Genomic DNA, 23,034 nt, shown 5'->3' with positions numbered 1-23,034 from the left:
GCCGTCGTCCCCGTTGTACGCTGGGGCACCACGAGGCGACGGGGGTGGCGGTGAGCCGCGGTACACAGCGCATGCGGGTCGTCCTGACCGGGCAGGCGGACGGCGACCAGGAAGAACTCGACGAGCTGACCCTCCAGTTGCGCGAGCGGCTGCTCGAACTGGACGTCGACGACGTCGAACCGGTCCGCTCCGGCGACGTCCCCGACGGGGCGAAGCCGGTCGACGCGATCGCCGTGGGCGCCCTCGCGGTGACCCTGGCCCCCATCGCGCTGCGCTCGGTGCTGGACCTGGTGCGGACCTGGATCGAGAACCGCCCGGTGCGCACGGTCGCCCTCACCCTCGGCGAGGACAGCCTGGAACTCGAGGCCGTCTCCGCCGCCGACCAGCAGCGGCTGATCGACGCCTTCCTCGCCGCGCACCCCCCGGAGGCGGACGGCACGCCCCGGCCGGACCCGGAACCGGGGCACTGAGGGACGTACGACCGTGTCCGCGGGCCGCTACGCCCTGCTCGTCGCGACGGGCACCTACGACGACCGGGCCCTGAGCCGGCTGCGTTCGCCCGCCCGGGACGCCCACGCCCTGGCGGAAGTGCTCGGGGACCCGAGGATCGGTGACTTCGAGGTGAGCACGGTCGTCGACGGCCGGCACCGGGAAGTGACCCGGGCCATCGAGCGCTTCTTCCTCGACCGGCGCCGGGACGATCTGCTCCTGCTGCACCTCTCGTGCCACGGCCTCAAGAACGACAGGGGCGAACTGCACTTCGCCGCCGCCGACACCGACCGGCGGCTGCTCGCCTCCACCTCCGTCCCCGCCCCGTTCGTGCAGCGGCAGATGAACGCCTGCCGGGCGCGGTCGGTCGTCCTGCTCCTGGACTGCTGCTACAGCGGCGCCTTCCTGGCCGGGAGCAAGGGCGACACCACGGTCCACGTCCACGACGAACTGGCCGGACACGGCCGCGCGGTCCTCACCGCCACCAACCGCACCGAGTACGCCTGGGAGGGCGAGCGGATCACCGCCCTGGACCCGGAACCCTCGCGGTTCACCGGGGCCGTCGTCAGGGGCCTGCGCAGCGGTGAGGCGGACGGCAACCGGGACGGCTTGATCGACGTGCACGAGCTGTACGACTACGTGTACGAGGAACTGCACTCCGCCGGGGCCGAGCAGCGCCCGCAGATGTGGGCCGAGCTGGAGCACCGGGTGGTGGTGGCGCGGTCGGTCCTGCGCCCCCTGCCGCCGGTACGCCGCGAGAGCGGAGGACCGCCGGTCCGGAGACGCGGGGAGCCTCCGGTCCGGGAGAGCGGGGAGCCCGCGGTGCAGGGAGGCGGCGGAGCCTCGGTCGGGGGAGGGGGAGAGCCATCGGCCCGCGGTGGCCGGGGGCCTGCCGCGCACGGCGGCGGGGGAGCCCTGGTGCGGGGAGGCGGGGAACCCCGGGTGCGGGAAGACGCGGCAGCCCCGGCCCCGGTGCCGCATCCGGTCCCGTCGTCCGAGGTCGCCCCGGCACCCGTGGCCGGGCGGTCCGTGAGCGCGCTCGCGCCGCTGGCCCTGCTCACCCGGGCGATGACCGGGCTGACGTGCATGGCGGACGCGGAGAGCAGACGGCGGTTCGCGGCCGTACTGGGGGACCGGGTGGGCCGTCCGGTCGACCTGCGGGGCGTCCGGCAGCGTGAGGACGTGGTCGCCCTCGTCCGGGCCGGACTCGACCAGGACGACGGACCGGTCGGCCTGATCATGACGATCGCGGTCTTCGAGGGGGAGAAGACCGCCCACCGGGTGTGGATGACGCTCGATCCGGACGACGGGCCCCCGGTCCGCCGTCGGTTCGTCGACCCGGGGCCGGACTCCGCCGCGAGGGGCCCGTGGCTGCTGCTGCGCCTCACCGAGGCGATGTGCGCGCTGTCGTGCATGCGGGACCCGCAGGAGCGGCTGCTGTTCGCGTCGGTGCTCGGGGAGGAACTGGGCCGCCGGATCGATCTGCGGGGCACCCGGATGCGTGAGGACGTGGTGGCCCTCGTCCGGGCCGCACTGCAAGTGCCGCAGGGAGAAGAGGCGTTGGTGCTGGCGGTCCGGATCCTCGAAGGAGACCCGGCCGCCGAGGACATCGCGCGCCTGATCGACGGCACGGGCCGACCGCCGTAACCCCCGCTTCGTGCGCCGGCCGTTTACAAAGGCGCCGTCCGGCGCTACCTTCCCCTCACGGTGAGGTGGGAGCGCTCCCATTTGCCGGTGGACCGGAACCCGCCGCGGGACCCCCACCTCGCCGCCCACCCACCCCTGCGCGAGACGTGGGCCGGGGTGTGGGCGCGGCGGGCGAAGGACACGCCCTCGACGGGGGACAGGGGCCGGTGGGCCGCTTCCTCGGCGCCCGGGTGGACCGCGAGGTACGCGGTGGTCCAGCCGGACGGGGGCACGCCCCGTTCCGGCGCATCCATGACCGGATGGGTCCCCGTGGCCTGCGGGAAGCCATGGAAAAGGCGGGCCCGGACACAGGGTCCGGGCCCGCCAGGTGAGCGCAGGTCAGCTCAGCAGTTCCACCTCCGCCAGCGCGGCCTCACCGGTCAGCACCAGCCGGTAGTGGCCGTAGGCGGCCGGCCGGTCCAGTGAGAAGGCCCGCGTCTGCCGGTCCCAGCGGAACGACTCGCCGGACCGGGTGTCGAGGTCCTTCCAGGTCTGTCCGTCCGCCGACCCCTGAAGCACCCAGCCCGTGGGCGCCTTGGTGTGGTCCGAGGACGTCAGCGTGTACTGCACCGCCTCGGTGTCCCCGGTGACGGGCAGCTCCACGGTTGACACCGTGGCGCCGGTCGCCGACGTGTCGTCGAACAGGGCGCCGTCGCCCTTCAGCACGTCCTTGCGGGGCGTCGGCACCTCGTCGTCCCGCGTGATCGACACCGGCGCCGCGTTCTTGCCGGAGCCCCACGACGACGGACGCGAGCCCATGTCGAACTCCAGGACCCCGCCCTTGGCGATCAGCGCGTGCGGCAGCGAGGTGGAGTTCCAGCGCTTGCCGTTGACCTTCAGACCCTGCACGTAGACGTTCTTCGCGCTGTTCTCCGGCGCCTTGACGACCAGCTCGCGGCCGTTCTCCAGGTGCACGGTGACCTTCTTGAACAGCGGGGAGCCGATGGCGTACTCGCCGCTGCCCATCACCAGCGGGTAGAAGCCCAGCGAGGAGAACAGGTACCAGGCCGACTGCTCGCCGTTGTCCTCGTCGCCGTGGTAGCCCTGCCCGATCTCGCTGCCGGTGTAGAGGCGGGACAGCACCTCGCGCACGTTCTTCTGCGTCTTCCAGGGCTGCCCGGCCGCGTCGTACATGTACAGCGCGTGGTGGGCGACCTGGTTGGAGTGGCCGTACATGCCCATCCGGACGTCCCGCGCCTCGGTCATCTCGTGGATGACACCGCCGTAGGAGCCGACGAACTCGGGGGAGGCCGTCTCCGGGGTGGACAGGTACTCGTCGAGCTTGTCACCGAGGCCGTCCCGGCCGCCGTACAGGTTGGCCAGGCCGCGGCTGTCCTGCGGGGCGGTGAAGGCGTAGCCCCAGCCGTTGGTCTCGGTGTAGTCGTGACCCCACACGCGCGGGTCGTACTTCGAGGACTCGACCCGCCAGTCGCCCTTGGTGCTCTTGCCCTGGAAGAAGCCGGCCTCGGAGTCGAACATGTTGACGTAGTCCTGGGCGCGGTTCAGGAAGTACGCGGACTCCTCCTTGTACCGCTTCTCGCCCGTCTTCTCGTAGAGGGCCTCGCCCATCTTCGCGATGCCGTAGTCGTTGAGGTAGCCCTCCAGCGCCCACGACAGGCCCTCGTGGGTGTCGGTGCTGGTGTAGCCGAGGAACGGCGAGGTCGCCATGCCCTTGCGGCCCACACCGGACGACGGCGGCACGACGGTGGCGTTCTTCACCGCCGCGTCGTACGCGGCCTCCGCGTCGAAGTCGACGCCCTTGACGTAGGCGTCCGCGAACGCGACGTCCGAGGAGGTGCCGGTCATCAGGTCGGCGTAGCCCGGGGAGGACCAGCGCGAGGTCCAGCCGCCGTCCTTGTAGTGCTGCACGAACCCGTCGACCAGCTCACCGGCCTTGGACGGGGTCAGGAAGGAGTACGCCGGCCAGGTGGTCCGGTAGGTGTCCCAGAAGCCGTTGTTGACGTACACCTTGCCGTCGACGATCTTCGCGCCGGTGTGGGTCGGGGTGTCCGGCTGCGGCATCTTGGAGAACGGCGAGGCGTACTTGTACTTCCCGTCGACCTTCTCGTGGCCCGCGTTCGGGTACAGGTACAGCCGGTAGAGGCTGGAGTAGAGCGTGGTCAACTGGTCCGGGGTGGCACCCTCGACCTCGACCTTGCCCAGGATCCGGTCCCACTGGCGCTGGGCGCTCTTCTTGACCGCCTCGAAGTCCCGGCCCTCGGGTATCTCCTGGCGCAGGTTGTCCTTCGCCTGGTCCACGCTGATCAGCGAGGTGGCCAGGCGCAGCGTGACCCGGCGGTCGTCGCCCGCGTCGAAGCGCAGGTGGCCCTTGACGCCGCTCGCGTCGCCCCCGGTGACCTTCTGGTCGAACTCGCCGTAGACGAACATCCGCGTCGCGCCCGTGGACAGCCCGGACTTGACGTCCGAGTAGCCGGTGAAGGTGCCGTTCTCCTTGTCGAGGGTCAGGCCCGCCTGGTCGGTGACGTTGTCGAACAGCACGCTCGCGTCGTCACCGGGGTAGGTGAAGCGCATCATCGCCGCGTGGTCCGTCGGCGCCATCTCGGCCTTGAGGCCGTTCTCGAACCGCACGCCGTAGTAGTACGGCCGCGCGGTCTCGTTCTCGTGCCGGAAGGCCAGCTCGCGCGCGTCACGCCCGAGGTCGGGGGTGCCGGCGGCGACGGACGGCATCACCTGGAAGGTCTGCCGGTCGCCCATCCAGGGGCTCGGCTCGTGGCTCGCGCTGAACGCCTGGATCGTCGGCAGGTTGTCCGCGTTGTTGCCGCGCGCGTAGTCGTACAGCCAGCTCAGCGAGCCGGCGTTGGTGACCGGGGTCCAGAAGTTGAACCCGTGCGGGACGGCGGTCGCGGGGAAGTTGTTGCCGCGCGAGAAGCCGCCGCTGGAGTTGGTGCCCCGGGTGGTCACCGCGTAGTCGGAGAGGTGCGCCTTGGGTCGCTCGGGCGCCACCTGCTTCAGCGCGACGTCGTCCAGCCAACCGCGGAACTTCGTCTCGCCCTTGGGGGAGTCGTACGCCACCAGGATCCGGTCGACGGTCTTGCCGGCCGCCACCGAGCCGATCCGGGAGACCACGTTGTTCCACTGGTTGACGTAGAGGATCTTCGAGGTGCCCTGTCCCCGCGGGGTGAGCGGGAAGCCGTGCTGGTCGCTCGCGCGCAGGTCGCTCAGATAGGTGCCGTCGGTGAAGGCGAGGTCGACGGAGACGTTGGTGGCGTCGTAGTCGAGGTCGCCGTCCGCCATCGACGGGAAGATCCGGTACGACAACTGGGTGTTCCGGCCGACCGCCACATCGACGTCGAACACCTTGTTGTACGAGTACGCCCGCCCCTCGGCGGTGTGCCGGCCGGCGTACCGCAGGGCACGCTTTCCGGTGAACCCGGCGCCCGCCTTGGCCGTCGGCGACCCGGAGGGGCCGCGGTCGACCAGCGAGAGCATGTCCTGCGGTATCGGTGTCTCGCTGTCGCCGGTGGAGAACTGGACGTCGGCTAGCTGGATGATGCCGCCGCTGCCGTTCTTGGCGATCTCCAGCCGGAAGTGCCGGTACGCGGCGACGGCGGAGGCGTCGATGTCGTACAGCTTGGTCTGGAACCGCTCCGAGAAGGTCTCACCGGAACGGGTGTCCAGGGTCTTCCACTCCTGGCCGTCGGTGGAGCCCTTGAGGGTCCAGTCGCGCGGGTCGCGCTCGGCGTGGTCGTTGGCGGAGGTGAGCGCGTAACGGACCACCTCGGCCGGTGCGTCCAGGTCGAACTCCACCCAGCCGGTGGACGCGAAGGCCAGCCACTTGGAGCTGGGCTCACCGTCGACCAGGTTCTCCTTCACCTCCCCGCCGCCGGTGTTCTCCGCGCTGGCGCGGACGTCCGTGACGTGGTCGGTGACATTGCCCGGTATGCCGGAGCTGTACCCGCCGTCCACGCCCGAGGCGCGCTTGTCGCCGCCCGGGGTCGTGTCGACGGTGTTCAGCCAGTCCGGGGCGGGTTCCCCGGACTCGAAGGACGAAGCGAACTCCCGGTCGGCCTTGGCCGGTGCCGAGGGCAGGGCGACCGCGACGCCCTGGGAGCCCGCGGCCAAAGCGAAGGCGGTCGTCGCGACGACCGCCGTCCCCCATCTGTGCCGAACCCTGTGTTGCATGCGTGAGGACCCTCCCTGCGCCGGACAACGTTGTCAATTACACAGCGCAGGAACCAGTAGTGGGCCAAGTGGCCCATGGTGTCAAGAGGGTTGAATGTGGCATTCGGGCCGGTGGCACGGATTTCTCCGGGGCGGAAGGTGTCACGGGCCCGTATTTCCGCGAGGTCTCAACTCGGAAAAGACCGGCGCCGAACCTTGCATTCGATCTTGCTCCGTCGGCGTGAAGTGGACTATACCTGTCGGCACTCCGGGGCATCTTCACAGCACCCGACCACGAACCAGCCGCACTTCCTGCACGACCCAGCTTGACCCGAACGCGGTGCCGGGAAGGATCCGGTTCACCGCCTGAGTCCTGGAGAAGGCGAGGACTTGAGCATGGGATCCACTTCCGCCGAGAACACCGGCACCGGTGACCACACCCCCACGGGTGTGGGGCGCCGCGATCTGATCAAGCGGTCGGCCGCGCTCGGCCTGATTTCCGTACCGACGATGGGCTTCCTGTCCGCCTGCGCCAGCGGGGGCGGGGGTGAGGAATCCGGCGAGAACGAGGGCAGGACGTCCGACTCCAACCCGTTCGGAGTCAAGGAAGGCAGCAAACTCGACGTCGTCATCTTCAAGGGCGGCTACGGGGACAACTACGCCAAGGCGTGGGAAGCCGCCTTCCAGAAGAAGTGGGGCGTCACCTCCGTCCACACCGGCACCCAGGAGATCACGGGCAAGCTCCAGCCCCGCTTCAACGCCGGCAACCCGCCGGACATCGTCGACGACTCCGGCGCCCAGCAGATCCCCATCGACGTACTGGCGAAGAACGGCCAGCTGCTCGACCTCGCCGAGGTGCTCGACGCGCCGTCGGTCGACAACCCGGACCAGAAGGTCCGCGACACGCTCATCCCCGGCACGCTCGACGCGGGCATGCAGGAGGGCAAGGTCGTCGCCCTCAACTACATCTACACGGTGTGGGGGCTGTGGTACTCCGGCAAGCTCTTCAAGGACAAGGGCTGGGAGGCGCCCCGGACCTGGGGCGACTTCCTCGCCATCTGCAAGGACGCCAAGTCCCAGGGCATCGGCGGACTCGCCCACCAGGGCAAGTACCCGTACTACATCAACGTCGCCATCATGGACCTGATCGCCAAGAAGGGCGGTCTCGACGCCATGAAGGCGATCGACAACCTCGACCCCAGGGCGTTCGTCGGCTCCGACGCCGCCACGGAGGCCATCGAGGCCGTCTACGAGGTCGTCGAGAAGGGCTATCTGATGCCCGGTACGAACGGCCTGACCCACAACGAGTCGCAGACCCGCTGGAACCAGTACAAGGCCGCGTTCATCACCAGCGGCTCCTGGCTGGAGAACGAGCAGCTCAAGACGACACCGCAGGACTTCGACATGAAGTTCCTGCCGATGCCGCTGCTGCCCGGCAGCGCGCTGCCCTTCGAGGCGATCCGGGCCGGTTCCGGTGAGCCCTTCATCATCCCGTCCAAGGCCAAGAACCTCCCCGCGGCCAAGGAGTTCATGCGGATGATGCTCTCCAAGGAATGGTCGACCCTGTTCGCCAAGGAGGCGAACTCGCTGACCATCCTCAAGGACGGCGTCGACCCGAACGTGCAGCTGCGGCCGGGCACCCAGTCCACCGTCGAGGCATCCAAGGCGGCCGGCAACAACACCTTCCGCTACCTCTACACCGAGTGGTACAGCGAGATGAACACCGCCATCGAGAACGCCTCCAACGAACTCATGGCCAAGCGCATCCAGCCCAAGGAGTGGCTCAAGCGGGCCCAGGCCGCGGTCGACAAGCAGGCCAAGGACCCGGCGTCGAAGCAGAACCGCCGCGACTGATCTCGCTCGCTCGACCGACCGGAATGCGGGCCGGGAGAAATCCCGGCCCGCAGCGGCCACACCCAGGGGCAGGACGCCATGCGCAAAGGGCAGCACCGGTTCGTCGCGGGATTTCTCCTCATTCCCGTGGCGCTTTATCTGATCTTCGTGATCTGGCCGTACATCCAGACGTTCGGTTATTCACTGACCGACTGGAAGGGCCAGTCGCAGACCTTCGATTTCGTCGGCCTGGACAACTACACCGCGCTGTTCCGGGACGACATCTTCAGGGGGGCCATCTGGCACAACATCCTGTTCCTGGTGTTCATCCCGGTGATCACCATTCTGCTCGCCCTGTTCTTCGCCTTCATGGTGAACGCGGGCGGACGCGGACGCTCCGGAGGCGTCTCGGGAGTCGCCGGATCCAAGTACTACCGGGTGATCTACTTCTTCCCCCAGGTACTGTCCCTGGCCATCATGGCGGTGCTGTTCGGCGCGGTGTACCGCAGCGACGGCGGCGGCATGCTCAACGGCGCCCTCATCAAGCTCGGCCTGGTCGACGAGAGCAGCCCCGTCGAATGGCTCAACGAGCCCGGCTTCGTGCTGTGGGCGCTGATCGCGGTGGTCGTCTGGCACGGCGTCGGCTTCTACCTGGTGCTGTTCTCCGCCGCCATGCAGTCCATTCCCCGGGACATCTACGAGGCCGCGCTCATCGACGGCGCCGGCCGCGCCCAGTCCTTCTTCCGTATCACCCTGCCGCTGCTGTGGGACTCCGTGCAGACCGCGTGGGTCTATCTCGGCATCGCGGCGATGGACATGTTCATCCTGGTCTCCACCATGACCGCCGGGGACTACGGCGGCGGCCCCGACCACCACAGCGAGGTCATGTCCACCGTGATGATGCGGAACTTCCTGCTGTACGGCAGGAGCGGCTACGCCTGCGCCATGGGCGTCGTCATGCTGCTCCTCACCCTGATCGTGTCCGTGGTCATGCTGCGCGCCACCCGTCGCGAGCGCATCGAGTTCTGAGGCGGAGTAACGACGATGAGCGCACCTCTCAAGGAAACCGCCCCCACCGGGGACTCCACCCCGCCCCCGCCGCCGGTGGGCAAGGGGCCCGTACGCCCCGGCGACCGGCGCGGCGAAGGCGTCGTGCTGAACGTCTTCTCGCACGGCTTCCTCGTCCTGTGGGCGGTGCTGATCGTGCTGCCGCTGCTGTGGCTGGTGCTCAGCTCCTTCCGGACCGACGCCCAGATCGGCGGCTCGGCCTTCGGCTGGCCGCAGAACTGGGACCTGGACGTCTTCTCCCGCGCCTGGGACAAGGGCATCGGGGACTACTTCCTGAACACGGTCGTCGTGCTGGTCTTCTCCGTGCCGCTGACCATGCTGCTCGGCTCCATGGCGGCGTACGTGCTGGCCCGGTACGAGTTCCGGGGCAACCGGTTCCTGTACTACTTCTTCGTCGCGGGCGCGATGTTCCCCGTGTTCCTCGCCCTGGTGCCGCTGTTCTTCATGGTCAAGCGGCTCGACATGCTGAACACCTATCAGGGCCTGGTCCTGGTCTACGTCGCCTACTCGATGCCGTTCACGGTGTTCTTCATGCACGCCTTCTTCCGGACCCTGCCCACGGCGGTCTTCGAGGCGGCCGTCCTCGACGGGGCCTCGCACACCCGGACCTTCTTCCAGGTGATGCTGCCGATGGCCAAGCCCGGCCTGCTCAGCGTCGGGATCTTCAACACGCTGGGCCAGTGGAACCAGTACATCCTGCCGACCGTGCTGATGCAGCCGCAGAGCGGTGACGACCCGGAGCGCTACGTGCTGACCCAGGGGCTCATCCAGCTCCAGCAGCAGCAGGGGTACGCCTCCGACCTCCCGGTCCTCTTCGCGGGCGTGACCATCGCCATGGTGCCCATGCTGGTGGTCTACCTCTCCTTCCAGCGCCAGGTGCAGGCGGGACTCACCTCCGCGACCCTGAAGTAACGCTTCGGAACCCCTCGTGCACACGCCGCTCCCGTCACCGGGAGCGGCGTCCGTGTATGTGTCCGTACATGCCGGAGCCCCCCGATACGGTTCAACCTCTTGACGGGAGGCAACCCGAACGGCTCAGCTTAGAGTTCACTAGTTGGACATGAACGGGGTCTCACCGAAGCGGCCCCGCGCGCAGGAGGTCGTCGTGGAGACTCCGGGGTCGCAGTCGTCGCTGCACCGAGCCAACCTGGAACGGGTGGTCCGAGCAGTACGTCTTGCCGGTTCCCTCACCCAGGCCGAGATCGCGAGGACGACCGGCCTGTCCGCGGCCACCGTCTCCAACATCGTCCGGGAACTGAAGGACGGCGGAACCGTCGAGGTCACCCCGACCTCGGCGGGCGGGCGCCGGGCCCGCAGCGTCTCGCTGAGCGGGGACGCCGGCATCGTCATCGGGGTCGACTTCGGGCACACCCATCTGCGGGTGGCGATCGGGAACCTCGCCCACCAGGTGCTGGCCGAGGAATCCGAGCCGCTGGACGTGGACGCGTCCGCCCCACAGGGCTTCGACCGGGCGGAACAGCTGGTCAGCCGTCTGATCGACGCGACCGGTGTGGACCGCGCCAAGATCGCCGGCGTGGGGCTCGGCGTGCCCGGACCGATCGACGTGGAGTCCGGGACCCTGGGATCGACCGCCATCCTGCCCGGCTGGACCGGTACCAGGCCCGCCGAGGAGCTGCGGGGGCGGCTCGGCGTGCCGGTGCACGTGGACAACGACGCCAACCTCGGCGCCCTCGGCGAGATGGTCTGGGGCAGCGGCCGGGGCGTGCGCGACCTCGCGTACATCAAGGTCGCCAGCGGTGTCGGCGCGGGTCTGGTGATCAGCGGGAAGATCTACCGCGGTCCCGGCGGCACCGCGGGCGAAATCGGACATATTACACTCGATGAATCCGGCCCGGTCTGCCGCTGCGGCAACCGTGGCTGCCTGGAGACCTTCACGGCCGCGCGCTACGTGCTCCCGCTGCTCCAGCCCAGTCACGGCACCGATCTGACGATGGAGGGCGTCGTGCGGCTCGCGCGGGACGGGGACCCGGGCTGCCGTCGGGTGATCGCCGACGTCGGCCGCCACATCGGCAGTGGAGTCGCCAATCTCTGCAACCTGCTGAACCCGAGCCGGGTGGTCCTCGGCGGTGATCTCGCCGAGGCCGGTGAGCTGGTGCTCGGGCCGATCCGGGAGTCCGTCGGCCGCTATGCGATCCCCAGTGCGGCGCGTCAACTGTCCGTTCTCCCCGGGGCACTTGGGGGTCGTGCGGAGGTGCTCGGAGCGCTCGCCCTCGCGCTGAGCGAGATGGGCGATTCGACCCTTCTGGACGGCACCGCGACGGGGTCGCTCGCCGCGGCCGGGCCTGCCTTCACTTAGAGAACGGATGGCACCGTTGCCATCTCGTTAAGGATTTACTTCTTGACGTCGCACGTGTGGCCGAGTTGACTTCCAGCCACCTCGGCCGCAACGACGCGGCCTCGTCAGGGAGGTTTGTAGAAGTGAACACGCGTATGCGTCGTGCCGCCGTTGCCATTGCCGCGGGCGCGATGGCCGTCTCGCTCGCCGCTTGCGGCAGCGCCGCGGAGTCGGGCGACAAGAAGGACTCCGGTGACTCCGCCGCCAAGGGCGACGACATCAAGGTCGGTCTGCTCCTGCCGGAGAACCAGACCGCGCGGTACGAGAAGTTCGACAAGCCCTTGATCGAGAAGAAGGTCAAGGAGCTCACGAACAACAAGGGCGAGGTCGTCTACGCCAACGCCAAGCAGGACGCCAGCCTGCAGAACCAGCAGGTCGACACGATGGTGACCAACAAGGTCGACGTGCTGATCGTGGACGCGGTGGACTCCAAGGCCATCGCCGGCTCGGTGAAGAAGGCCAAGGACGCCGGCATCCCGGTCGTCGCCTACGACCGCCTGGCCGAGGGCCCGATCGACGCCTACACCTCGTTCGACAACGTGACCGTGGGCAAGACCCAGGGCGAGGCCCTCCTCGAGGCGCTGGGCGACAAGGCCAAGGACGGCCAGATCGTCATGATGAACGGGTCCTCCACCGACCCGAACGCCGCCATGTTCAAGGAGGGCGCCCACTCCGTCCTCGACGGCAAGGTGAAGGTCGGCCGCGAGTACGACACCAAGGAGTGGAAGCCGGAGAACGCCAACGCCAACATGGAGGGCGCCATCTCCGCCCTCGGCAAGGACAAGATCGTCGGCGTCTACTCCGCCAACGACGGCATGGCGGGCGGCATCATCACCGCCCTGAAGGCCGCCGGCATCGACGACATCCCGGTCACCGGCCAGGACGCCGAGCTCGCGGGTGTGCAGCGCATCGTCACCGGTGAGCAGTACATGAGCGTCTACAAGCCGTACCCGCAGGAGGCGAACATCGCCGCCGAGATGGCCGTGCTGCTGGCCCAGGGCAAGTCGCTGGACTCCCTCGCCAAGGACAAGGTCGACAGCCCGACCACCAAGGGTGTCCCCTCCGTCCTGGTCCCGGTCGTCTCGCTGACCCAGAAGAACATCAACGACACCGTGATCAAGGACGGCATCTACACCGTCCAGGAGATCTGCACCGGCAAGTACAAGGCCGCCTGCGACAAGATCGGCCTCAAGTAAGCAGTCCCCGATTCCCGTGACCCACGCGGGAGTCCGTGACCCGGACTCCCCGCACGGGACGGACTGCCACACGCTCCGCCGGCGCCCCGCACACACCAGCCCCGCAAGCTACGCGGGGCGCCGGACGGAACACCCCCCAACCTTTCTGCACAACCTCCCGCCGGGTCAGGCGGCGAAGGAGATGGTTCACGTGTCCGCTACGCCCGTGCTGGCGTTGCGCGGGGTCTCCAAGCGGTTCGGTGCCGTCCAGGCGCTCACCGACGTAGAGCTTGAGGTCCACGCCGGTGAGGTGGTCGCCCTGGTGGGCGACAACGGAGCCGGAAAGTCCACGCTGGTCAAGACGATCGCCGGCGTGCACCCCATCGATGAGGGCGTCATCGAGTGGGACGGCAGGGCCGTCCAGATCAACAGGCCGCACGACGCCCAGAACCTGGGCATCGCGACGGTCTACCAGGACCTCGCGCTGTGCGACAACATCGATGTCGTCGGCAACCTGTACCTGGGCCGGGAGATCCGCAGGCGCGGTGTCCTGGACGAGGTGGAGATGGAGCGCCGCTCCCGCGAGCTCCTCGACACGCTCTCGATCCGCATCCCCAGCGTCCGGATCCCGATCGCCTCGCTCTCCGGCGGTCAGCGCCAGGTCGTGGCCATCGCCCGGTCCATGCTCGGCGAGCCGAAGCTGGTGATCCTGGACGAGCCCACCGCCGCCCTCGGCGTCGAGCAGACCGCGCAGGTCCTCGACCTGGTCGAGCGGCTGCGCGAGCGCGGCCACGCGGTCATCCTCATCAGCCACAACATGGCCGATGTGAAGGCCGTCGCGGACAAGGTCGCCGTCCTGCGCCTCGGGCGCAACAACGGCGTCTTCGAGGTCAAGTCGACCTCGCAGGAAGAGATCATCTCCGCCATCACGGGCGCCACGGACAACGCCGTGACCCGTCGTGCGGCGCGCACCAATGGGGAGATCAAGAAGTGAGCACCGAAAAGACCTCCACCCCCGCCGAGGACCACGCCGTGGGCAACCCCGAGGCGGCCGCCGCGGCGGTGACCGTGGTCGACCCCCGGCTGCTGGTGCGCGAGCAGGGCCTCGCGGGCTACTGGAACGAGTTCAAGCGGAAGATGAAGGCCGGTGACCTCGGCTCCCTTCCCGTCGTGGTCGGCCTGCTGATCATCTGGGCCATCTTCACCAGCCTGAACTCCAACTTCCTCACCGCCGGCAACTTCTCCGACATGTCCGTCGCCATGGTCGGCACGGGCATGATCGCCGTCGGTATCGTCTTCGTCCTGCTGCTCGGCGAGATCGACCTGTCGGTCGGCTCGGTCAGCGGTGTCGCGGGCGCCGCCTTCGCGGTCATGAACGTCACGAACGGGATGAACGAGGTGCTGGCCCTGGTGCTGGCGATCCTCACCGGCACGGTGGCCGGCGCCCTCCACGGCTTCATCTTCGCCCGCATCGGCGTCCCAGCCTTCGCGGTGACCCTGGCCGGCCTGCTGTTCTGGCAGGGCTTCATGCTGCAGATCCTCGGCGACAACGGCACCATCAACCTCGACTCCGAGGGACTGGTCGTCAAGCTGACGAGCTACTACTTCAGCGATGTCGCCGCCGCCTACGGCCTGGCCCTCGTCGCCACCGCGGGGTACTTCCTCGCCGCCTTCTTCGACAACCGCCGCCGCGAGGCCGCGGGCGTGCCGTCCAGGCCGCTCAACGAGATCATCGTGCGCACCGTGCTGCTCGCGATCGTGGCGTTCGCCGTCGCGATCGTGTTCAACCAGTACAAGGGCCTGCCGCTGGCCGTGGTGATCTTCCTGGCGTTCCTGGTGCTGACGGACTTCGTGCTGCGCCGCACCGCGTACGGCCGCAAGGTCTTCGCGCTCGGCGGCAGCGTCGAGGCGTCCCGCCGCGCCGGCATCAACGTCGAGATGGTCCGGATCTCGGTCTTCGCGATCGCCGGAACCTTCGCCGCGATCGGCGGCCTCTTCGTCGCCTCGAAGATCGCCTCCGCCAACCAGGGCGCGGGCACCGGTGAGTTCCTGATGAACGTCATCGCCGCGGCCGTCATCGGCGGTACGTCCCTCTTCGGCGGCCGCGGCCGCACGTGGGACGCGCTGCTCGGTGTGATGGTGATCATCTCGATCACCTACGGCCTGGCGCTGGAGGGCATCGCCTCCCCGGTGCAGTACATGATCACCGGTGGTGTGCTGCTGGCGACCGTCGTCATCGACGCGGTCACCCGCAAGACGCAGAAGACCGCGGGTCGCGCGTAGGGGGCCGACCGCCGGTCCGCCGGGGCTGATCGCGCGGTTCCCCGCGCCCTCGGGTGCGTCGCTGTTGCCCGGTGCCTTCCTGGTGCCGGGCAACAGCCGTGTCGTAGGACGGGCCGATCGTGGGTACTGCCGAACGGGTGACGCACGACGCACCGCCCGGAGTCCGTGCACCGGAGCGGAACATTAGACTCGACACGCCCGGCAACAGCTCGATCAGCTCTACTGCAAGGAGGCACGGGTGCCGCTGCTGACCCGCATCAGGGGACCGCGCGATCTGGACCGGCTCAGCCTGGAGGAGCTCGACCAGCTGGCCGGGGAGATCCGGACCTTCCTCGTCGAGGCGGTCTCCAAGACCGGCGGCCACCTCGGCCCCAACCTCGGTGTGGTGGAGCTCACCATCGCCCTGCACCGGGTCTTCGAGTCCCCGAAGGACAAGGTGCTGTGGGACACCGGCCACCAGTCCTACGTGCACAAGCTGCTGACCGGCCGGCAGGACTTCTCCAAGCTGAAGATGAAGGGCGGCCTGTCCGGCTACCCCTCGCAGGCCGAGTCCGAGCACGACGTCATCGAGAACAGTCACGCCTCCACCGTCCTCGGCTGGGCCGACGGCATCGCCAAGGGCAACCAGATCAGGAAACGCGACAGCCACGTCGTCGCGGTCATCGGTGACGGCGCGCTCACCGGCGGCATGGCCTGGGAGGCGCTGAACAACATCGCCGACGCCAAGGACCGCCCCCTCGTCATCGTCGTCAACGACAACGAGCGTTCCTACTCGCCCACCATCGGTGGCCTCGCCAACCACCTGGCGACCCTGCGCACCACCGACGGCTACGAGCGCTTCCTGACCCGCACCAGGGACCTCCTGGAGCGCACCCCGGTCGTCGGCCGCCCCCTCTACGACACCCTGCACGGCGCCAAGAAGGGCCTGAAGGACTTCATCGCCCCGCAGGGCATGTTCGAGGACCTGGGCCTGAAGTACGTCGGCCCCATCGACGGCCACGACATCGAGGCCCTGGAGTCCGCGCTGGCCCGCGCCAAGCGCTTCAACGGCCCGGTGATCGTGCACTGCCTCACCGAGAAGGGCCGCGGCTACCAGCCCGCCCTGGCCGACGAGGCCGACCGCTTCCACGCCGTCGGCAAGATCCACCCCGACACGGGCCTGCCGATCGCCTCCTCCGGCGCCGACTGGACCTCCGTCTTCGGCGAGGAGATGGTCAGGCTCGGCGAGGAGCGCGAGGACGTCGTCGCCATCACCGCCGCGATGCTCCAGCCGGTCGGCCTCGACAAGTTCGCCAAGCGCTTCCCCGAGCGGGTCTACGACGTCGGCATCGCCGAGCAGCACGGCGCCGTCTCGGCGGCCGGCCTGGCCCACGCCGGCGTGCACCCCGTCTTCGCCGTGTACGCCACCTTCCTCAACCGCGCCTTCGACCAGGTCCTCATGGACGTGGCCCTGCACAAGTGCGGGGTGACGTTCGTGCTCGACCGGGCCGGCATCACCGGCACCGACGGCGCCTCCCACAACGGCATGTGGGACATGTCGATCCTCCAGGTCGTCCCCGGGCTGCGGCTGGCCGCCCCGCGCGACGCCGACCAGGTCCGCGCCCAGCTGCGCGAGGCCGTCGCCGTCGACGACGCCCCGACCGTGGTGCGCTTCTCCAAGGGCGCCGTCGGCCCCGCCGTGCCCGCCGTGGGCCGCGTCGGCGGCATGGACGTACTGCGCGAGCCCGGCACCGACGCCCCGGACGTGCTGCTGGTCTCCGTGGGCGCGCTCGCGCCGATGTGCCTGGAGATCGCCGCGCTGCTCGACCGGCAGGGCATCTCCACCACCGTCGTCGACCCCCGCTGGGTCAAGCCCGTCGACGAGGCCATGGCCCCGCTCGCCGCGAAGCACCGCGTCGTCGTCACCGTGGAGGACAACTCCCGGGTCGGCGGTGTCGGCTCCGCGATCGCCCAGGCCCTGCGCGACGCCGACGTCGACGTGCCGCTGCGCGACTTCGGCATCCCGCCGCGCTTCCTCGACCACGCCTCCCGCGCCGAGGTCCTGGCCGAGATCGGGCTGACCGTGCCCGACATCGCCCGCCAGGTCACCGGTCTGGTGGCCAAGCTGGACGGCCTCCCGCACGCCCGGCTCCGCCAGGGCGGGGCGAGCGCCGCCGAGCGGTCCGCCGCCGGGGCGGCCGACCCGGTGGAGTCCGCCCGCGACTGACCGGGCGCCCACGTCGCCCGGAGGGGCCGCGCGTGCCACTGTGAAGAGTGGCGCGCGCGGCCCATTCGCGTGAAAAGGGCCGCGCCGGGGCATACGACCTACGCCCCCTCTCGATCATGTCGAGGACGACAAGCGTGGGAGGTACCCGTGACAAGCCCCCTCTTCCGGACGAAGAAGGTCGAGCAGTCGATCCGTGACACCGAGGAGCCCGAGCACGCCCTCAAGAAATCCCTGTCGGCGCTGGACCTGACCGTCTTCGGCGTCGGTGTCATCATCGGCACCGGCATCTTCGTCCTCACCGGTACGGTCGCCAAGAACAACGCCGGCCCCGCGGTGGCCCTGGCCTTCGTGGTGGCCGGTGTCGTGTGCGCGCTCGCCGCGCTCTGTTACGCCGAGTTCGCCTCCACCGTCCCCGTGGCGGGCTCCGCGTACACCTTCTCGTACGCCTCCCTGGGGGAGCTGCCCGCCTGGATCATCGGCTGGGACCTGGTGCTGGAGTTCGCGCTCGGGACGGCGGTGGTGGCGGTCGGCTGGTCCGGCTACATCCACTCGCTGCTGAACAACGCGGGCTGGGAGCTGCCCGCCGCGCTCGGCACCCGGGACGGCGCCGAGGGGTTCGGCTTCGACATCCTCTCCGCCGCGCTGGTGCTGGTCCTCACCGGCATCCTCGTCCTCGGCATGAAGCTCTCCGCGCGGGTCACCTCGGTCGTCGTCGCGATCAAGGTGACCGTCGTCCTCGTGGTGATCATCGCGGGCGCGTTCTTCATCAAGGGCAGCAACTACGACCCGTTCGTGCCCGAGGCCAAGCCGGTGGAGGCGGGGCAGAGCCTCGACTCGCCGCTGATCCAGCTGATCTTCGGCTGGGCGCCGGCCAACTTCGGCGTCATGGGCATCTTCACCGCCGCCTCGGTCGTCTTCTTCGCCTTCATCGGCTTCGACATCGTCGCCACGGCCGCCGAGGAGACCAAGAACCCGCAGCGCGACATGCCCCGCGGCATCCTCGGTTCGCTGTTCATCTGCACCGCGCTGTACGTCGCCGTGTCGATCGTCGTCACCGGAATGCAGCACTACAGCGAGCTGAGTGTGGACGCGCCGCTCGCGGACGCGTTCAAGGCCACCGGGCACCCCTGGTTCGCGGGCTTCATCAGCTTCGGCGCGGCCGTCGGCCTCACCACCGTGTGCATGATCCTGCTGCTCGGCCAGACCCGCGTCTTCTTCGCGATGAGCCGGGACGGGCTGCTGCCCCGCTTCTTCTCCCGCGTCCACCCCCGCTTCCGCACCCCGCACCGGCCGACCGTGCTGCTCGGCGTCCTCATCGCGATCGTCGCCGGCTTCACCCCGCTGACGGAACTCGCGGAGCTGGTGAACATCGGCACGCTGTTCGCCTTCGTCATCGTCGCGATCAGCGTGATCATCCTCCGCCGGACCCGGCCCGACCTGCACCGGTCGTTCCGCACCCCCTGGGTGCCGGTGCTGCCGATCGTGTCGGTGGCCGCCTCGCTGTGGCTGATGCTGAACCTGCCCGCCGAAACCTGGGTCCGGTTCGGCGTCTGGATGGCGATCGGCATCGTCGTGTACTTCCTCTACAGCCGCACCCACAGCCGCCTGTCCCCGGACCGGGACAAGGCTCCCGTCCCACCCTCCCGCTGACGCGCCGACATCCTCCCGGCCCCGTGGCCCGCCCCGCCGGATCCACGGGGCCTCCCCTCGGCCACGCCCGACCGCCCGACGCCCCGCGCCGGGCCCACGGCGCGGCCCGCGGATGCCCGGCAGCCGTCGGACACGTCACGGCTGACGCGACCCGGCCCCTCCCCGCCCGCGTCCGGCCGACCGCCTCCGCCGGCGGCACGCCGGGCCGGCGACGGCCCTACCCGTCGCCTCGCCGTCGGCTTCCCGGCCCGTCGGACGCCGGGGACGGGGAAGCCCCGCCCGCCGGCCCGGCGTGGCGCACCGTGCGCGGGCCGGTGACCTCCGCTCCCAGCGAGGTCACCCTGCGGCGCAGTTCGCGGTCGGCCGTGACGACCAGGACGGGGCGGTCGCCCGCCTCCGCCACCAGGGCGACCATGTGGTCGTCGCCGCTGCCCGGCGCCGCGGCCACCTCGACACCCAGCACGGAGTCCACCCCGCGGGCCGCGCCCTCGACCACCAGGACGATCTCCACCGGGCCGGAGCGGCCGGGCAGGCCCCGCGCGGCCAGGTGGTCGCGCAGCCGTTCCGCGGCGCCCCGCCGGTCCCGCCACCATCCGTCGGGCACCGACCCGACGACGTTCGCGGCGTCGACGATCACGAGCAGGGCGGCACTGTCGTTCATACGGCCAGGGTCCCACGCCCCCGGGGCGCCCTGGAGCCGTACCGGACGACGCGGAGGGCCCCCGCCGCAGGCGGAGGCCCTCCTCAGTCGCGTACGGCCGTCACGCCGGAACCGAAGCCACCCCGGGCTCCAGGAACCGCTTGCCGTTGACCCGCTCGGAGACGCCCTCACGGTCCAGGTACGGCGTGATGCCGCCCAGGTGGAACGGCCAGCCGGCGCCGGTGATCAGGCACAGGTCGATGTCCTGGGCCTCGGCGACGACGCCCTCGTCGAGCATCAGCCCGATCTCCTGGGCCACCGCGTCCAGCACCCGGGCCCGCACCTGCTCCTCGGTGAGGACGGTGTCGCCCTGCCGGAGCAGCGCGGCGACCTCCGGGTCCAGCTCCGGCCTGCCGGAGTCGTGGACGTAGAAGCCGCGCTTGCCCGCCTCGACGACCGCCTTGAGGTTCGGGGAGACGGTGAAGCGCTCGGGGAAGGCCCGGTTCAGGGTCTCCGAGACGTGCAGGCCGATCGCCGGGCCGACCAGCTCCAGCAGCACCAGCGGGGACATCGGCAGGCCGAGCGGCTCGACCGCCTTCTCGGCGACCTCGACCGGGGTGCCCTCGTCGATGACGTTCTGGATCTCGCCCATGAAGCGGGTCAGGATGCGGTTCACGACGAACGCCGGGGCGTCCTTGACCAGCACCGCGGTCTTCTTCAGCTTCTTGGCGACACCGAACGCCGTGGCCAGCGAGGCGTCGTCGGTCCGCTCGCCGCGGACGATCTCCAGCAGCGGCAGGACCGCGACCGGGTTGAAGAAGTGGAAGCCGACGACCCGCTCGGGGTGCTTCAGCTTCGACGCCATCTCCGACACGGAGAGGGAGGAGGTGTTGGTGGCGAGGACCGCGTGCGCCGGGGCGACCGCCTCGACCTCCGCGAACACCTGCTGCTTGACGCCCATCTCCTCGAAGACCGCTTCGATGACGAAGTCGGCGTCGGAGAAGCCCTCGGCCTTGTCCAGGACACCGGTGACCAGCGCCTTGAGGCGGTTGGCCTTGTCCTGGTTGATACGGCCCTTGCCGAGCAGCTTGTCGATCTCGGCGTGGACGTAGCCCACACCCTTGTCGATGCGCTCCTGGTCGATGTCGGTCAGCACGACCGGCACCTCCAGGCGGCGCAGGAACAGCAGCGCGAGCTGCGAGGCCATCAGACCGGCGCCGACCACACCGACCTTGGTGACCGGGCGGGCCAGGCTCTTGTCCGGGGCGCCCGCCGGACGCTTGCCGCGCTTCTGCACCAGGTTGAACGCGTAGATGCCGGCGCGCAGTTCGCCGCCCATGATGAGGTCGGCGAGCGCGGTGTCCTCGGCGTCGAAGCCCTGCTGGAGGTCGCCGTTCTTCGCGGCGGCGATGATGTCCAGGGCGCGGTAGGCGGCCGGGGCGGCGCCGTGCACCTTGGAGTCGGCGACGAAGCGGCCCTTGGCGACGGCCTGGTCCCAGGCCTCGCCGCGGTCGATCACCGGGCGCTCGACGACGATCTCGCCCTTGAGGACGGCCGCCGTCCAGATCAGCGACTGCTCCAGGAAGTCCGCGCCCTCGAAGATCGCGTCGGCGATGCCGAGTTCGTGGACCTGCGCGCCCTTGAGCTGCCTGTTCTGGTTGAGGCTGTTCTCGATGATGACCGAGACGGCCTTCTCGGCGCCGATCAGGTTCGGCAGCAGGGTGCAGCCGCCCCAGCCGGGGACCAGACCGAGGAAGACCTCGGGCAGGGAGAACGCCGGGAGGGCCGCGGACACCGTGCGGTAGGTGCAGTGCAGGCCGATCTCGACGCCGCCGCCCATCGCGGCGCCGTTGTAGTACGCGAAGGTCGGCACGGCGAGCTGCGCCAGCCGCTTGAAGACGTCGTGACCGCCCTTGCCGATGGCGAGCGCGTCCTCGTGCCGCTTCAGCAGCTCGACGCCCTTGAGGTCGGCGCCGACGGCGAAGATGAACGGCTTGCCGGTGACGCCGACGCCGACGATGTCGCCGTCCGCGGCCTCCTTCTCGACCTGGTCGATCGCCGCGTCGATGTTGGCCAGCGACTGGGGGCCGAGGGTGGTCGGCTTGGTGTGGTCGTGACCGTTGTCCAGGGTGATCAGGGCGAACCGGCCGCCGCCCAGGGGAAGGTCGAAGTGGCGTACGTGCGCCTGCGTGACGACCTCGCCCGGGAACAGCTCGGCCGCGCCCTTCAACAGCTCAGCGGTGGTGCTCACTTGTCCCCCTCGAAGTGCGGGTTCTCCCAGATGACCGTCGCGCCCATGCCGAAGCCGACGCACATGGTGGTCAGGCCGTAGCGGACGTGCGGCTGTTCCTCGAACTGGCGGGCCAGCTGCGTCATCAGGCGGACGCCGGAGGAGGCCAGCGGGTGGCCGAAGGCGATGGCGCCGCCGTACTGGTTGACGCGCTCGTCGTCGTCGGCGATGCCGTAGTGGTCCAGGAAGGCCAGGACCTGGACGGCGAAGGCCTCGTTGATCTCGAACAGGCCGATGTCGGAGATGGACAGGCCGGCCTGGGCGAGCGCCTTCTCCGTCGCCGGGATGGGGCCGTAGCCCATGACCTCGGGCTCCACACCGGCGAACGAGTAGGAGACCAGCCGCATCTTGACCGGCAGGCCGTTCTCGCGGGCGAAGTCCTCGGAGGCGATGAGGGAGGCGGTGGCGCCGTCGTTCAGACCGGCCGCGTTGCCCGCGGTGACCCGGCCGTGCACACGGAACGGCGTCTTCAGACCGGCCAGGTTCTCCAGCGTGGTGCCGGGACGCATCGGCTCGTCGGCGGTGACCAGGCCCCAGCCGGTCTCACCGCTCTCGGGGTTGGTCCGCCGTACGGAGATCGGCACCAGGTCGGCCTGGATCCTGCCGTTGGCGTACGCCTTGGCGGCCTTCTCCTGCGAGCGCACCGCGTACTCGTCCGCGCGCAGCTTGGTGATCCGCGGGTAGCGGTCGTGCAGGTTCTCCGCCGTCATGCCCATGAACAGGGCGGACTCGTCGACCAGCTTCTCGCTCACGAACCGCGGGTTGGGGTCGACGCCCTCGCCCATCGGGTGGCGGCCCATGTGCTCGACACCGCCCGCGATGGCGACGTCGTACGCGCCGAAGGCGACGGAGCCGGCGACCGTGGTGACGGCGGTCAGCGCGCCGGCGCACATGCGGTCGATGGAGTAGCCCGGGACCGAGGTGGGCAGGCCCGCGAGGATGCCGGCCGTGCGGCCGATGGTCAGGCCCTGGTCGCCGATCTGCGTGGTCGCGGCGACGGCGACCTCGTCGATCTTCTTCGGGTCGAGCCCGGGGTTGCGGCGCAGCAGCTCCCGGATCGCCTTCACGACGAGGTCGTCGGCGCGGGTCTCGTGGTAGATGCCCTTCGGGCCCGCCTTGCCGAACGGGGTACGGACGCCGTCGACGAAGACGACGTCCCTGACGGTACGAGGCACGATGGCTCTCCTCCAGGTGCGGGATGCTGAGCGCTTGCTTACGGGTCATGCTACTTGCGGG

The 23,034-nt window shown here is 69.8% G+C and carries 15 protein-coding genes; 11 read left to right on the top strand and 4 right to left on the bottom strand.

Annotated features, from left to right (window positions below; all coding sequences use genetic code 11):
• The first annotated feature begins 50 nt into the window (after positions 1-50).
• On the top strand, positions 51-470 hold the full coding sequence (locus FHX78_RS07025; protein WP_229923956.1) for a hypothetical protein: 420 nt from the start codon (positions 51-53) through the stop codon (positions 468-470).
• A gap of 13 nt (positions 471-483) precedes the next feature.
• Entirely contained in the window at positions 484-2,136 is a 1,653-nt protein-coding gene (locus tag FHX78_RS37905; protein ID WP_145866599.1) for a caspase, EACC1-associated type, read from the top strand.
• Between the two features lie 378 nt (positions 2,137-2,514).
• Here the strand turns inward: FHX78_RS37905 and FHX78_RS07010 are convergent, their stop codons facing one another.
• Positions 2,515-6,318: a GH92 family glycosyl hydrolase gene (locus tag FHX78_RS07010; RefSeq protein WP_145866598.1), complete on the bottom strand. Its 3,804-nt coding sequence runs from the start codon at positions 6,316-6,318 to the stop codon at positions 2,515-2,517.
• A 375-nt stretch (positions 6,319-6,693) separates the two neighbouring features.
• Here FHX78_RS07010 and ngcE point away from each other — a divergent pair, with 375 nt between their 5' ends.
• The 9 genes from ngcE to FHX78_RS06965 all read left to right on the top strand — a co-directional run bounded on the left by ngcE (position 6,694) and on the right by FHX78_RS06965 (position 18,868).
• The gene (ngcE, locus tag FHX78_RS07005; RefSeq protein ID WP_145866597.1) at positions 6,694-8,151 is read left to right on the top strand and encodes an N-acetylglucosamine/diacetylchitobiose ABC transporter substrate-binding protein; all 1,458 of its coding nucleotides are present in this window, start codon (positions 6,694-6,696) and stop codon (positions 8,149-8,151) included.
• A 78-nt stretch (positions 8,152-8,229) separates the two neighbouring features.
• Positions 8,230-9,159, top strand: a complete 930-nt coding sequence (locus tag FHX78_RS07000; protein ID WP_145866596.1) for a carbohydrate ABC transporter permease — start codon at positions 8,230-8,232, stop codon at positions 9,157-9,159.
• Between the two features lie 15 nt (positions 9,160-9,174).
• Positions 9,175-10,110: a carbohydrate ABC transporter permease gene (locus FHX78_RS06995; protein WP_145866595.1), complete on the top strand. Its 936-nt coding sequence runs from the start codon at positions 9,175-9,177 to the stop codon at positions 10,108-10,110.
• Positions 10,111-10,303: 193 nt separating this feature from the next.
• On the top strand, positions 10,304-11,515 hold the full coding sequence (locus FHX78_RS06990) for an ROK family transcriptional regulator (protein WP_145871733.1): 1,212 nt from the start codon (positions 10,304-10,306) through the stop codon (positions 11,513-11,515).
• A 134-nt stretch (positions 11,516-11,649) separates the two neighbouring features.
• The gene (locus tag FHX78_RS06985; RefSeq protein WP_167531951.1) at positions 11,650-12,750 is read left to right on the top strand and encodes an ABC transporter substrate-binding protein; all 1,101 of its coding nucleotides are present in this window, start codon (positions 11,650-11,652) and stop codon (positions 12,748-12,750) included.
• Between the two features lie 181 nt (positions 12,751-12,931).
• Positions 12,932-13,723: an ATP-binding cassette domain-containing protein gene (locus FHX78_RS06980; protein ID WP_145866593.1), complete on the top strand. Its 792-nt coding sequence runs from the start codon at positions 12,932-12,934 to the stop codon at positions 13,721-13,723.
• Positions 13,720-15,012 (top strand): sugar ABC transporter permease, encoded by a 1,293-nt coding sequence (locus FHX78_RS06975; protein ID WP_145866592.1) that lies wholly within the window; start codon positions 13,720-13,722, stop codon positions 15,010-15,012. The genes FHX78_RS06980 and FHX78_RS06975 overlap by 4 nt, the downstream gene beginning before the upstream one ends.
• A gap of 238 nt (positions 15,013-15,250) precedes the next feature.
• Complete coding sequence (dxs, locus tag FHX78_RS06970; protein WP_145866591.1) at positions 15,251-17,218, top strand: 1-deoxy-D-xylulose-5-phosphate synthase; 1,968 nt, start codon at positions 15,251-15,253, stop codon at positions 17,216-17,218.
• Positions 17,219-17,365: 147 nt separating this feature from the next.
• Positions 17,366-18,868, top strand: a complete 1,503-nt coding sequence (locus FHX78_RS06965) for an amino acid permease (protein ID WP_145866590.1) — start codon at positions 17,366-17,368, stop codon at positions 18,866-18,868.
• Between the two features lie 217 nt (positions 18,869-19,085).
• Here FHX78_RS06965 and FHX78_RS06960 read toward each other — a convergent pair whose 3' ends face one another.
• The 3 genes from FHX78_RS06960 to FHX78_RS06950 form a co-directional block, all read right to left on the bottom strand.
• The gene (locus FHX78_RS06960; RefSeq protein ID WP_229923955.1) at positions 19,086-19,529 is read right to left on the bottom strand and encodes a PIN domain-containing protein; all 444 of its coding nucleotides are present in this window, start codon (positions 19,527-19,529) and stop codon (positions 19,086-19,088) included.
• A gap of 100 nt (positions 19,530-19,629) precedes the next feature.
• A complete protein-coding gene (locus FHX78_RS06955; RefSeq protein WP_145866589.1) occupies positions 19,630-21,759 on the bottom strand; it encodes a 3-hydroxyacyl-CoA dehydrogenase NAD-binding domain-containing protein in 2,130 nt (709 codons plus the stop codon).
• Entirely contained in the window at positions 21,756-22,973 is a 1,218-nt protein-coding gene (locus FHX78_RS06950; protein WP_145866588.1) for a thiolase family protein, read from the bottom strand. The genes FHX78_RS06955 and FHX78_RS06950 overlap by 4 nt, the downstream gene beginning before the upstream one ends.
• Positions 22,974-23,034: the final 61 nt, after the last annotated feature.

The sequence above is a fragment of the Streptomyces capillispiralis genome, assembly GCF_007829875.1.
GTDB classification, from domain to species: Bacteria; Actinomycetota; Actinomycetes; order Streptomycetales; family Streptomycetaceae; genus Streptomyces; species Streptomyces capillispiralis.
This window is presented reverse-complemented; position numbering and strand designations above follow the sequence as displayed.

What these genes read in the sequence shown, in the direction of transcription:
- FHX78_RS07000 (WP_145866596.1), top strand. Translation starts at nt 8,230, where the DNA reads ATGCGCAAAGGGCAGCACCGGTTCGTCGCGGGATTTCTCCTCATTCCC.
- FHX78_RS06985 (WP_167531951.1), top strand. Translation starts at nt 11,650, where the DNA reads ATGCGTCGTGCCGCCGTTGCCATTGCCGCGGGCGCGATGGCCGTCTCG.
- ngcE (WP_145866597.1), top strand. Translation starts at nt 6,694, where the DNA reads ATGGGATCCACTTCCGCCGAGAACACCGGCACCGGTGACCACACCCCC.
- FHX78_RS06960 (WP_229923955.1), bottom strand. Translation starts at nt 19,529, where the DNA reads ATGAACGACAGTGCCGCCCTGCTCGTGATCGTCGACGCCGCGAACGTC.
- FHX78_RS06995 (WP_145866595.1), top strand. Translation starts at nt 9,175, where the DNA reads ATGAGCGCACCTCTCAAGGAAACCGCCCCCACCGGGGACTCCACCCCG.
- FHX78_RS06980 (WP_145866593.1), top strand. Translation starts at nt 12,932, where the DNA reads ATGGTTCACGTGTCCGCTACGCCCGTGCTGGCGTTGCGCGGGGTCTCC.
- FHX78_RS07010 (WP_145866598.1), bottom strand. Translation starts at nt 6,318, where the DNA reads ATGCAACACAGGGTTCGGCACAGATGGGGGACGGCGGTCGTCGCGACG.